This window comes from Pseudomonas sp. NPDC087804, from assembly GCF_044742965.1.
Taxonomy (GTDB): Bacteria; Pseudomonadota; Gammaproteobacteria; order Pseudomonadales; family Pseudomonadaceae; genus Aquipseudomonas; species Aquipseudomonas rustica.
Genome location: NZ_JBIUVN010000017.1, coordinates 1 through 11,408 on the forward strand (window position 1 = coordinate 1; position 11,408 = coordinate 11,408).

At 58.9% G+C, this 11,408-nt stretch carries 11 protein-coding genes; 5 read left to right on the forward strand and 6 right to left on the reverse strand.

Annotated features, from left to right (window positions below):
- Nucleotides 1-238: 238 nt before the first annotated feature.
- Nucleotides 239-568, reverse strand: a complete 330-nt coding sequence (gene trxA / locus ACIOMO_RS19235) for a thioredoxin TrxA (RefSeq protein WP_003206727.1) — start codon at nucleotides 566-568, stop codon at nucleotides 239-241.
- 120 nt (nucleotides 569-688) lie between these two features.
- Entirely contained in the window at nucleotides 689-1,396 is a 708-nt protein-coding gene (locus tag ACIOMO_RS19240) for a FadR/GntR family transcriptional regulator (RefSeq protein ID WP_159814345.1), read from the reverse strand.
- Nucleotides 1,397-1,652: 256 nt separating this feature from the next.
- On the opposite strand from ACIOMO_RS19240, the gene ACIOMO_RS19245 reads away from it, so the two are divergent.
- The 4 genes from ACIOMO_RS19245 to ACIOMO_RS19260 are packed head-to-tail and all read left to right on the forward strand — an operon-like array spanning nucleotide 1,653 to nucleotide 4,505.
- On the forward strand, nucleotides 1,653-2,438 hold the full coding sequence (locus ACIOMO_RS19245; RefSeq protein WP_401242893.1) for a transporter substrate-binding domain-containing protein: 786 nt from the start codon (nucleotides 1,653-1,655) through the stop codon (nucleotides 2,436-2,438).
- Between the two features lie 21 nt (nucleotides 2,439-2,459).
- Nucleotides 2,460-3,134, forward strand: coding sequence for an amino acid ABC transporter permease (locus ACIOMO_RS19250; RefSeq protein ID WP_053124909.1), 675 nt, complete (start codon nucleotides 2,460-2,462; stop codon nucleotides 3,132-3,134).
- Nucleotides 3,131-3,781, forward strand: coding sequence for an amino acid ABC transporter permease (locus ACIOMO_RS19255; RefSeq protein ID WP_159814351.1), 651 nt, complete (start codon nucleotides 3,131-3,133; stop codon nucleotides 3,779-3,781). Before ACIOMO_RS19250 ends, ACIOMO_RS19255 begins: the two co-directional genes overlap by 4 nt.
- Complete coding sequence (locus ACIOMO_RS19260) at nucleotides 3,768-4,505, forward strand: amino acid ABC transporter ATP-binding protein (RefSeq protein ID WP_401242897.1); 738 nt, start codon at nucleotides 3,768-3,770, stop codon at nucleotides 4,503-4,505. The genes ACIOMO_RS19255 and ACIOMO_RS19260 overlap by 14 nt, the downstream gene beginning before the upstream one ends.
- A 4-nt stretch (nucleotides 4,506-4,509) precedes the next feature.
- On the opposite strand, the gene ACIOMO_RS19265 is transcribed toward ACIOMO_RS19260, so the two are convergent.
- The 4 genes from ACIOMO_RS19265 to ACIOMO_RS19280 form a co-directional block, all read right to left on the reverse strand.
- Nucleotides 4,510-5,025 carry a hypothetical protein gene (locus ACIOMO_RS19265; RefSeq protein ID WP_401242900.1) on the reverse strand — a complete coding sequence of 172 codons (516 nt, stop codon included), beginning with the start codon at nucleotides 5,023-5,025 and terminating at the stop codon, nucleotides 4,510-4,512.
- Entirely contained in the window at nucleotides 5,015-7,396 is a 2,382-nt protein-coding gene (locus ACIOMO_RS19270) for a fimbria/pilus outer membrane usher protein (protein WP_401242902.1), read from the reverse strand. The genes ACIOMO_RS19265 and ACIOMO_RS19270 overlap by 11 nt, the downstream gene beginning before the upstream one ends.
- 3 nt (nucleotides 7,397-7,399) lie before the next feature.
- On the reverse strand, nucleotides 7,400-8,119 hold the full coding sequence (locus ACIOMO_RS19275; RefSeq protein ID WP_401242905.1) for a fimbria/pilus chaperone family protein: 720 nt from the start codon (nucleotides 8,117-8,119) through the stop codon (nucleotides 7,400-7,402).
- Nucleotides 8,120-8,240: 121 nt separating this feature from the next.
- The gene (locus tag ACIOMO_RS19280) at nucleotides 8,241-8,909 is read right to left on the reverse strand and encodes a DUF1120 domain-containing protein (protein WP_401242907.1); all 669 of its coding nucleotides are present in this window, start codon (nucleotides 8,907-8,909) and stop codon (nucleotides 8,241-8,243) included.
- A gap of 415 nt (nucleotides 8,910-9,324) precedes the next feature.
- On the opposite strand from ACIOMO_RS19280, the gene ppx reads away from it, so the two are divergent.
- Nucleotides 9,325-10,827 carry an exopolyphosphatase gene (ppx, locus tag ACIOMO_RS19285; protein ID WP_400652378.1) on the forward strand — a complete coding sequence of 501 codons (1,503 nt, stop codon included), beginning with the start codon at nucleotides 9,325-9,327 and terminating at the stop codon, nucleotides 10,825-10,827.
- Nucleotides 10,828-11,408: the final 581 nt, after the last annotated feature.

An 11,408-nucleotide genomic window follows, 5' to 3' on the forward strand; every position in this document is an offset into this window, starting at 1 on the left:
GGACGCAGTTATGGAGGGGGGGAAATTAAGCTTTTGGCTTAATGAGGCCGCGCCGCAGAGAAGGCGACAGGATCGCGTACTTATTCGAAAAGGAGTGCGTCGGCGACGGCTAGCAGGGGGCAGTGGAGAAACCACTGCGGGGCCGAATGTACCACCTGAGTTTCTGAGCGTCTAGCCCTGAATACGCAAAAAGCCCCGCAATTTGCGAGGCTTTTTTTAATGCACTTTACAGCGACGCTTAGATGTTGGCGTCGAGGAAAGCTGCCAGCTGCGACTTCGACAGCGCGCCGACTTTGGTCGCTTCAACGTTGCCGTTCTTGAACAGCATCAGCGTCGGGATACCACGCACGCCATGCTTGGCCGGGGTTTCCTGGTTTTCGTCGATGTTCAGTTTGGCAACGGTCAGCTTGCCTTTGTAAGTCTCGGCAATCTCGTCCAGAACCGGAGCGATCATTTTGCAAGGACCGCACCATTCAGCCCAGTAATCGACCAGGACAGCGCCTTCGGCCTTGAGTACGTCGGCTTCGAAGCTAGCGTCGCTAACGTGTTTGATAAGATCGCTGCTCATGGAATTCTCCAGGTTGTAAGCAAAAAAACGTGGCCCATCATAGCCGCCCTTCCCCTGTTCAGGAAGCCGCAGATGATTGAGTCTTGCTATGGCACTCGATGAGTTTGGGTATAGCTCAAGTCACGCGGTAGCGGGAGCGATGAAGGCGATTCCGGTGCGCAGCGCGGCATTGCGCACGTGCTCCTGCATGGCTTTTTGCGCGGCAGCCGAGGCCCGGCGAGCGAGGGCGCGAAGGATTTTGCGGTGTTCCTGCCAGGTTTCCATGGCGCGTTCGGCACGGATGAACGGTAGTTTCTGGCTCTCGAGGAACATCTCGGCGCTGGCGGTGAGGATACTCAGCATCGCCTGATTGCCGCTGGCCAGGAGGATGCGCCGGTGGAATTCGAAGTCGAGTTTCGCTGCCGCCTCAAAGTCGCCGGCCTTCAATTGCTCGCGCATCGCCGCGACATTATCCTCCAGCGCATCCAGATCAAACGTGCTCAACGTCACTGCCGCCAACCCGGCGGCAAAGCCTTCCAGCGCATAGCGCAACTGAAAAATATCCAGCGGCGACGCCTGCGCGGCGAATGACCAGCCCGGTGCGTTTTCGCCCGATGACAACTCCACCGGCGCCTGCACGAACACACCTTTACCCGGCTGAATACTGACCACGCCCAACGCGCTCAGCGACGATAACGCCTCGCGCAACGACGCCCGGCTCACCCCCAGTTGCAACGCCAGATCGCGTTGTGACGGTAAGGCATCGCCGGCGCCGAAACCCTGTTCGGTGATCAGTTTGCGGATCGCTTGCAGCGCCACTTCGGGTACCGCACGGGAAATCGAATTCATGGTTTTTCAGACGCGTCAGGCCAATGTGCGGCTAGTTGTAAAGCTATTCGCCGAGTCCGGCAAGTCATGCCCCAGCGGGGTTCGGTGATCGCGGCCGATGCGCCATGGCAGTGCGAAAAACAACCTGACTGTTCAGACCAGTAAGACCGAACAAACCCTCTGAAACCGCGGCCTGCCGCAGCGAAAGCCACGTATTGGCACGGCGCATGCTCTGTCCGATCGCAGAAATCACTTCCCGCCGATCCGGAGATTGTCCATGACCAAGCGTTACAGCGCCCTCCTCGCCGCCCTGTTTTCCAGCCTGCTGCTCAGCCAGATACCTGCTCACGCCGACGGTCTCGATGACGTGGTCAAACGCGGCACGCTGAAAGTTGCCGTGCCGCAAGACTTTCCGCCCTTCGGCTCGGTCGGCCCGGACATGAAACCTCGCGGCCTCGACATCGACACGGCGAAACTGCTGGCCGACCAGCTCAAGGTCAAACTCGAGCTGACCCCGGTCAACAGCACCAACCGCATCCCGTTTCTCACCACCGGCAAAGTCGATCTGGTGATTTCCAGCCTCGGCAAAAACGCCGAGCGCGAGAAAGTCATCGACTTCTCCCGCGCCTACGCACCGTTCTACCTCGCGGTGTTCGGCCCGCCAGACGCTGCGATCAACAACCTCGACGACCTTAAGGGCAAGACCATCAGCGTCACCCGTGGCGCCATCGAGGACATCGAACTGACCAAGGTCGCCCCCGAAGGCGTGACCATCAAGCGCTTCGAAGACAACAACTCGACCATCGCCGCTTACCTCGCCGGGCAGGTCGACCTGATCGCCAGCGGTAACGTGGTGATGGTCGCGATCAGCGAGAAGAACCCGAAACGCGTGCCGGCATTGAAAGTGAAGCTCAAGGATTCGCCGGTCTACGTCGGCGTGAACAAGAACGAAGCGGCGCTGCTGGCCAAGGTCAACGACATCCTGACCACCGCCAAGGCTGACGGCGCGCTGGAAAAGAATTCGCAGACCTGGCTGAAAGAGCCGCTGCCGGCCGATCTCTGATCGACTGCGCGGGAGATCTTCATGGCTTATCAGTTCGATTTCATGCCGGTGGTGCAAAACACCGACCTGCTGCTGCGCGGCGCGCTGTTCACCCTTGAGCTGACGGCCATCGGCGCGCTGCTCGGGGTCGGCGTGGGCATTGTCGGGGCGTTGGTGCGGGCGTGGAACATCCGTCCGTTCTCGGCGATCTTTGGCGTCTACGTCGAGTTGATCCGCAACACGCCGTTTCTGGTGCAGTTGTTCTTTATCTTCTTCGGCCTGCCGTCGCTGGGCGTGCAGATTTCCGAGTGGCAAGCGGCGGTGCTGGCGATGGTGATCAACCTCGGTGCCTATTCGACCGAGATCATCCGTGCCGGCATTCAGGCGATTCCGCGCGGGCAACTGGAAGCCGCAGCGGCACTGGCGATGACGCGTTTTGAAGCGTTCCGCCATGTGGTGCTGCTGCCGGCGCTGGGCAAGGTCTGGCCGGCGCTAAGCAGCCAGATCATCATCGTCATGCTCGGTTCGGCGGTGTGTTCGCAGATCGCCACCGAAGAGCTGAGCTTCGCCGCCAACTTCATTCAGTCGCGCAACTTCCGCGCCTTTGAAACCTATGCGCTGACCACGTTGATCTACCTGTGCATGGCGCTGCTGATTCGCCAGTTACTCAACTGGATCGGTCGCCGCTACATAAGCCGAAGCGGGGGCCGCGCATGAGCGATTTCACCTTCTGGGACATCCTGCGCAACCTGCTCATCGGCCTGCAATGGACGCTGGCATTGTCGCTGGTGGCGTTTATCGGCGGCGGCCTCGTCGGGCTGCTGATCCTGATCATGCGCATCTCGAAAAACCCTCTGTCGAGCAATATCGCCCGCACTTGGATCGAGCTGTTCCAAGGCACGCCGCTATTGATGCAGCTGTTTCTGGTGTTCTTCGGCGTGGCCCTGGCCGGGATCGAAATCTCGCCGTGGATGGCCGCAGCGATTGCCCTGACCCTGTTCACCAGCGCCTATCTGGCGGAGATCTGGCGCGGTTGCGTTGAGTCGATCGCGCATGGCCAGTGGGAAGCCTCGGCGAGTCTGGCGCTCAATCCTTTGGAGCAATTGCGCTACGTGATCCTGCCGCAAGCGCTGCGCATTGCCGTGGCGCCGACCGTGGGTTTCTCGGTGCAAGTGGTCAAAGGCACCGCGGTGACCTCGATCATCGGCTTCACCGAATTGACCAAGACCGGCGGCATGCTTGCCAACGCCACGTTTGAACCGTTCATGGTCTACGGCCTCGTCGCCCTCGGCTACTTCCTGCTCTGCTACCCCTTGTCCCTCAGTGCGCGCTACCTGGAAAGGAGACTGCATGCCTCTGCTTAGAATTTCCGCCCTGCATAAATACTACGGCGATCACCACGTGCTCAAAGGCATCGACCTCAGCGTCGAAGAAGGTCAGGTGGTGGCGATCATCGGCCGCAGCGGCTCGGGCAAATCCACCCTGTTGCGCACGCTTAATGGTCTGGAATCGATCAACGACGGCGTGATCGAAGTCGACGGCGAATACCTCGACGCCGCCCGCGCCGATCTGCGCAGCCTGCGGCAAAAAGTCGGCATGGTCTTTCAGCAGTTCAACCTGTTCCCGCACCTGACCGTCGGCGAGAACGTGATGCTCGCGCCGCAAGTGGTGCAGAAAGTGCCGAAAGCCAAAGCGGCGGAACTGGCGAGAGAGATGCTCGAGCGCGTGGGCCTCGGGGAAAAATTTGATGCTTTCCCGGATCGACTGTCCGGCGGCCAACAGCAGCGCGTGGCGATTGCCCGGGCATTGGCGATGTCACCGAAAGTCTTGCTCTGTGATGAGATTACGTCGGCACTCGATCCGGAACTGGTCAACGAAGTGCTCAGCGTCGTGCGGCAATTGGCCAAGGAAGGCATGACGCTGATCATGGTCACTCACGAGATGCGCTTTGCCCGCGAAGTCGGTGACAAACTGGTGTTCATGCACCACGGCAAGGTGCATGAAGTGGGCGATCCGAAGCTATTGTTTGCCAATCCGCAGACGGCGGAACTGGCCAACTTCATCGGCACGGTGGAGCACGTGGGCTGAGCATTCAGTCGTGCAGCAACTCGAATGTGCCGGCGGCTTCGAACAGGGTTTCGTCGTGGATCTGCAACTGGCGGGTGTCCAGTTGCGCTTGAACGTCGATCTGCGCGGTGAAGTGTCGGGCGCGCTGCGATTGAATGGTTTGCGCCGCATCGAACAGTTGTTCCGCGCGTGGCTGCGGCTCGGTATCGCGGGTTAGCATCGCCGCGCTGCCGTCTATTACCGCGTCGCTGATGCGCAGGCTGAATTGGCCCTGTTGGCCTAACCGGAAGACATTCGGGCCCGCGCTGGTGCCGTTGAAGCGCAGTTTGATTGGCGTTGGCGTCTGGCAGATCACCGTCAAGGTGAGTCGGTGAGTGTCCAGATTTACCCAATGTTGGCCGAGGGGTTGATCAGGGAATGCGCCGCGATGTAATTGGCCGTAATCGACTTCGGACTGGCTCAGGCGTGATTCGCAGTCAGCGGCGAAAATTGGTGTCATCAGCAGATAGATGATTAGCGCGACGGCTGATTTAGCGCGCATGGCAAACGCCCTTCATGACTTCATACAAGCGATCGCTGTGAGTGTCGGGCGGCGGTTCCAGTTGCAGTTCGCAGCGGCGGTTGTCGGCGAGCTGAACGTGCAACGTCTGCGCGCCCTGCACATCACTCAAAAACGCTTTGCCGCCCTCAACGACTGAACCGAGTAATTGCCCCTGCGCCGTCAACACCGACGCGCCTCGGCTGATGGGCAGTCCTTGCCCATCGACAATCTGCAACAGCACCCGACGCACGCTGATCACTTCGAAATCCAGCGTATTGAATGAGCCGCGTCCGGCCTGCACTTCTTTGAAACCATTGATCAGATCGACCCGGCGCGGCAACGTCCGGGTCATCACTTGCACGCGGCTTTGGCTGTACGCCGACAGCCCGGGAATCACCGCGCGCCCGTCGCCGTCCGTCCACACCGGGCCTGACGGCGTCGTTAACTGCACCCCCGAAAGATTTCCCACGGAAGCGATGCCGAAGGTGTCTTGAATGGCATAAGGGGAAAACGTCACGCCGTCCTCGTGCACAGCGATGCCGCCCTTGAGCTGGCCCATGTAACTGTTGCTCGCCGCGTCGCGGTTCACGCCAAGTCCGACTTGGGCATAGCGCGGAAGCAGGCCGACGCTGGCGTTCAGCCGCGAACCGCGCGCCTCGCCGATGCCGTCGACGCCCAAGCGATAACTCACCGTGTCGTTGACTTGCTCGCTCAGCGCCGAGCCCAGCGTCGTTTGCGTATCGCGGTGGCTGGCATAGGTGCGCAACTGGCGCGAGCCGCCGAGGGGAATGCCGATGCTCAGGTGCATTGCCGTCGCGTTCGATTCGGCTTCGATGTTGAACGACACGCTGGCTTGCTTGAATCCCTTGCCCCACGAACCGCTCAAGCGTTGCCGGTGCTCGCCGTTGTGCAAGGCGCTGCGGCTGATTGCAGCGCTGAACCCGCCCCACCGCGGATCCGCCCAACCTAGCGTCGCGCTGAATTGATTGGCGAAGCGCTGCTGCAATTGATCGGCGCTGTAGCTCTGGTTATCGAGCACATCGCGGTATTGCTCGCTGCGCAGTGTGGCGCTGAGGCCGAAACTGGCCCGTTCGAAAAATGCACTCGATATGGAAAGGCTTTGCTGCATTCCCTGCGAATCGGTGTCGGCCTGTCGGGCTAAAACTGCGCGCCAACGCAGGTCAGCGTGCTGAAACAGGCGGGTATCGATGCCCCAGCCGCTCGCCTGATAATTTGGCGTTGTCATCAGGCCGCTGCTGAGCAGCGATGTTGGCCCCAAGCTCAAACTGCCGCTGAGCGTGGCGAAGGTTTGATTGTCGATCTGTTCATCCGCTCGCGAACGCAGGGTTCCCACCGCCAGGTGATAGCCGGGTCGGGCCTGAGTGATTTGATGGAACGCCGAGACTGGTAACGCAAACTCCCTCGTCGCGCCGTCCTCACCAATGACCTTCACCTGTAGATCATCGCTGCCATTGAGCAAAGCAAAACCGTTCAGGCTGAACGGCCCTGGTGGCACCCATGTGCTGTAGATCAGCGCGCCGGACTGGCGAACTTCGATGCGCGATGGGCTGCTGGCGATGCCATCGACAGTGGCGCTGGATTCGCTTGGCCGCACAGCGCTTTGGGCTGGAAAAAGCTGCGCGCCAGTGATGGGCACACCGGCAAACAGTGGACTGCTGGTGTTGATCTGGCCCAATTGCAACGTTGAATCCAGCCGTTGCAGATCGCGTTGGGCATAGCTGTAGAGGTGTTCGACTCCGCCAGTCTGCTGCCCGGAATTCCACTGCTGACGACTGCGTACGATCCAGTCCGCCGTGTTGAAACCGGCCAGCGTAGAGGCCGAGATGTAGCGACTGCTGCCAGCAGAAGACGCGTTATCCAGTCCGAGCAAGTCGTAGCTGAACATCCCGGCGCTGCCGCCACGGGTGAAATTTGTGGTCGTTTGCGCCACATCGGCCAGCGCATGGGTTGGCACCAGCAGAAGCACTTCTTGTTGATTCGGCCGCAAAGTCACTTGTGTCTGTGGGTAATGCGCCTGGAAAGCGAGACAACCCTGGCTGTCGGTGGTGCTTTTATCGAGGCTGCGCAATCCTGCCTTGTCCAGCAGACCCTGGGTAAAACACAGCTCACCGGCGGTATCGAACTGCGCCTCGGCCCAGCCCTGCTGACGGCCATTGACGAACAGTGTCACCAGGCGCCGGCCCTCGCTAAAACGCGGAGCCAGCCGAAAGTATTCGGCCATGGCCGGATCGATGCCGCGACTGCCGAGTACATCGGTGTCGAACTCCACCGTCCGGGGTTGCGCAGCGAGTACGTGCTCACATACACCGAGCGCCGCCAGACACACCGCTCGGGCAACCCCGCTGGCCATGCTTCAAGGCCCTTGGACATTGAGGCGAGCGTCGTAGCTGTCGACGGTGAAGCCATAAACCGTTGCCGGGTAAAACGTGACTCCCGTGGCCGATTGCGGCTGTCTATCAAGCTTGCGCTGCAGGACTTCGCCCGGCAGCACGTAGGTTCGACCAATATCCGCGACATGGTTTTGCGGGGTCAGCACGACCTCTTGGGATAGCCGCACGACGTAGGGGCTTTCATTGCGCACTTGCAGGACATCGCCCACTAACGACCACTCAAGCAGCGTCCACGGTGTGGGATTTTTCGCCAGGCCCCGCGGATGAATGATCAGCGGCAGGTTCTGCCGGATCGTCACGCCGACGGATGCCGTGTCTGCGGGTTTTCTCGGCGGTACGCCTTCGAAAATGATGCGTTTGAGGCGCTGGGTTTTCAGCGGTTCGGAGAACTGCCCGATCACCCGCACCAATTGTTTGTCCGAGGCTTCTACCCGGGTGATTGGCGGGGTTACCAGCGCGAGAAACTCGGGATCTTCCGGGAGGTTCTCGATCGATGAGTACAACAAGGCTGGCGTCGCATCGGTATTTTTTATATTGATGGTGGTTTCACCGTCCTCTTCATTAAGAATGACCACGGTCGTTTCCGGCACCATGCCGTCGGCGCGCACCGATGCAATTGCAACAAAAAACAACATAATGAAGGCAACGGACACTGTTCTTATTGAAAACATTATTTCAGCCACACCAAACCCTCACGAGCAAATAAACTTCGCGACAAGAAACTTGCAATCAGTCAGTTAAAAAGTAACAACATGTGCGACATGTCACTCTGAGGGAGCAACATGCCAAACACATCAAAAGCAATCAGAGATAACTGAGTTCAAAAGTGGCCAAACCATCCAGAGGCACATCATTATTGATGGTTAGTTCTGACGCTTTGTTGATGACCGCCTGTACTTCCATCACTCCACTCAGGGTGATGAAAGAGACAGGGACGATCAATCCGACGGTGCGCGACCACGACCCCAGATTGTCGTTTTGCCCGACCGCACCGGTAGCTGTTTCGATCCAGCTGGTGCCTTTGTCCAGCGAGGTAATGACTTTGACTGGCGTACCGGAGGCGTTGAAACTGCCCGGCTTGAGGTTAACGGCGTAACCACCAATATTCTCACCATCCGCTGTGGCACCCAGACCGTAGTTGTAGTTATCGGTGTAGTCGGCGCCGATGGTGGCGGCGAGAATGCCTGCAACCTGACTGAATCCTTTGCCGTCTTGCGCCTTCAGCCCAACCTTGGTGTGCGACCGGCAGTTGATGTTGAAGACGAGCTCCTTCTTCTCTAGCACGGTGTAGGAAGTCTGGTTCAAATCTTCAGCCGCGATGTTGCCATAATCGACAACGCCGCCGCCCTCCAGAAACGGCACACAACTGGCCGGCACGATCGAGCCCTTGACCCGTAGATCAATAGCCGCCTGAGCATTGATAGAAACGCTGGCAATCACTGCAGCCGCCATTAAAGCACTTATTGTTTTCATAACTTGTCCACCTGACGCTTATTGACTTCAACACAGTTGAAGTCTTCATCCCTGTAAAAGAGTACGAGCAGGCAACCGCCAGCACTCATACCCGACTTACACAGTCTGAGGACATTGCCTACGAATAAGAAGAAGACACGGTGTCAAAGCCAGTAGGAAATTGCACTTACATGGCGAAGGAAGAGGTTATTAACACTTGCCGAAAAAGTTCTGCAGCGCCTAGGTAAAAAGCTTTATATGCCGTAGGAAAACATTCCGCTTATAAAGTCACTCTTTGTATCAACTAACCCAGCAATCACTATTCCCGGATCAGCATCCGATCAGCCATCTACAGCATCAACCTTGATCTCTGTGCGTTGGCGGCAGCCGTTGATCGTGGCACGATGTCGAGGTTATCGACCGAGACCCCCTGACCATGCCGCAATCCAAAGCCAAGAATTTGTCCCTGATCGCCGCAATCGACCTGGGCTCCAACAGCTTTCACATGGTCGTGGCCAAGGCCCAGAACGGCGAAATCCGCATCCTTGAGCGCCTCGGCGAGAAGGTGCAACTGGCCGCCGGCATCGACGATGAGCGCAAGCTCAACGAAGAATCGATGCAGCGAGGCCTCGATTGCCTCAAGCGTTTTGCCCAACTGATCAACGGTATGCCGCTCGGTGCCGTGCGTATCGTCGGCACCAACGCCTTGCGTGAAGCGCGCAACCGCCTCGAATTCATCCACCGCGCTGAAGAAATCCTCGGCCATCCGGTTGAAGTCATCTCCGGCCGTGAAGAAGCCCGTCTGATTTACCTCGGTGTGTCGCACACCCTCGCCGACACCCCGGGCAAACGTCTGGTCGCCGACATCGGCGGCGGCAGTACCGAGTTCATCATCGGCCAACGCTTCGAACCGCTGCTGCGCGAAAGCCTGCAAATGGGCTGCGTCAGCTTCACCCAACGCTACTTCAAGGACGGCAAGATCACCCCGGCCCGTTACGCCCAAGCGTACACGGCGGCGCGGCTGGAGATCATGAGCATCGAGCACGCCCTGCATCGCCTTACCTGGGATGAAGCCATCGGCTCCTCCGGCACCATCCGCGCCATCGGCCTCGCGTTGAAGGCTGGCGGGCATGGCACCGGCGAAGTGAATGCTGAAGGGCTGGCCTGGCTCAAGCGTCGCCTGTTCAAACTCGGCGATGCCGACAAGATCGATTTTGAAGGCATCAAGCCTGATCGCCGGGCGATTTTCCCGGCGGGTCTGGCGATTCTCGAAGCAATTTTTGATGCGCTTGAACTGCAACGCATGGATCACTGCGAAGGCGCGCTGCGTGAAGGCGTGCTGTATGACCTGCTCGGCCGCCATCATCACGAAGACGTGCGCGAACGCACCCTCACTTCGCTGATGGAGCGCTATCACGTTGATGTCGAACAAGCGGCACGGGTTGAACGCAAAGCCCTGCACGCGTTTGATCAGGTCGCGGTGGACTGGCAGCTAGACGACGGCATCTGGCGCGAATTGCTCGGCTGGGCGGCGAAAGTGCACGAAGTCGGGCTCGACATCGCGCACTATCACTACCACAAGCACGGCGCTTATTTGATTGAGCACTCGGATCTGGCCGGTTTCTCCCGCGAAGACCAACAGATGCTCGCCCTGCTGGTGCGCGGCCATCGCCGTAACATTCCCAAAGACAAATTCGCCGACTTCGGTGACGACGGCGCCAAGCTGATTCGCCTGTGCGTGCTGCTGCGTTTCGCGATTCTGTTCCACCACATCCGTGGCACACAGGCGATGCCGCAGGTGGTGCTGCACGCCAAGGGCGACACCCTGGACGTGGAATTCCCGGAGAACTGGCTGGATGAAAATCAGCTGACTCAGGCAGATTTTGGCCTCGAAGCCGATTGGCTGACGCGAGTGGGCATCGTCCTCACCGTCCACTGACACACCGCAAATCTCCGTGTAGGAGCTGCCGAAGGCTGCGATCTTTTGATCTTGTTTCTACAGGATCAAGATCAAAAGATCGCAGCCTTCGGCAGCTCCTACAGGTGTGTATCAAGTACAAAAAAGGCGATCCGCTGGGGTCGCCTTTTTTATTGGGTTTGGCTTGAGGTTGGGGGTGGGCCTGCCCCTCACCCCAGCCCTCTCCCGAGGGAGAGGGAGCCGATTTGTGGGCTTATCAGATTGTGAGTTCAACTCGGTATCCCACGTCGGCGTACCTCGCCCAAACACTCCGATCAGTCCCCTCTCCCTCCGGGAGAGGGCTAGGGTGAGGGGCTCTTGCCTTTGACCTTAACTGCTCACTGGAAAAATCGGCCTACCCAACCGCTCCAACAACGTCGCCTGCGCACTCCTCGGGTTCTGATTACCCGCCCGCGCAAGAGTGGGCATCGTCCTTACCGTCCACTGACACACCGCAAATCTCCACTGTAGGAGCTGCCGCAGGCTGCGATCTTTTGATCTGTTTTTTTACGATCAACGTCAAAAGATCGTCCGATCGCGGCCCGAGCCTTCGGCAGCTCCTA

Bases quoted from the DNA above. Each gene is read 5' to 3' on its own strand.
- ACIOMO_RS19260 (WP_401242897.1), top strand. From the start codon at position 3,768: ATGCCTCTGCTTAGAATTTCCGCCCTGCATAAATACTACGGCGATCAC.
- ACIOMO_RS19245 (WP_401242893.1), top strand. From the start codon at position 1,653: ATGACCAAGCGTTACAGCGCCCTCCTCGCCGCCCTGTTTTCCAGCCTG.
- ACIOMO_RS19250 (WP_053124909.1), top strand. From the start codon at position 2,460: ATGGCTTATCAGTTCGATTTCATGCCGGTGGTGCAAAACACCGACCTG.
- trxA (WP_003206727.1), bottom strand. From the start codon at position 568: ATGAGCAGCGATCTTATCAAACACGTTAGCGACGCTAGCTTCGAAGCC.
- ACIOMO_RS19265 (WP_401242900.1), bottom strand. From the start codon at position 5,025: ATGCGCGCTAAATCAGCCGTCGCGCTAATCATCTATCTGCTGATGACA.
- ACIOMO_RS19255 (WP_159814351.1), top strand. From the start codon at position 3,131: ATGAGCGATTTCACCTTCTGGGACATCCTGCGCAACCTGCTCATCGGC.
- ACIOMO_RS19270 (WP_401242902.1), bottom strand. From the start codon at position 7,396: ATGGCCAGCGGGGTTGCCCGAGCGGTGTGTCTGGCGGCGCTCGGTGTA.
- ACIOMO_RS19240 (WP_159814345.1), bottom strand. From the start codon at position 1,396: ATGAATTCGATTTCCCGTGCGGTACCCGAAGTGGCGCTGCAAGCGATC.
- ppx (WP_400652378.1), top strand. From the start codon at position 9,325: ATGCCGCAATCCAAAGCCAAGAATTTGTCCCTGATCGCCGCAATCGAC.
- ACIOMO_RS19280 (WP_401242907.1), bottom strand. From the start codon at position 8,909: ATGAAAACAATAAGTGCTTTAATGGCGGCTGCAGTGATTGCCAGCGTT.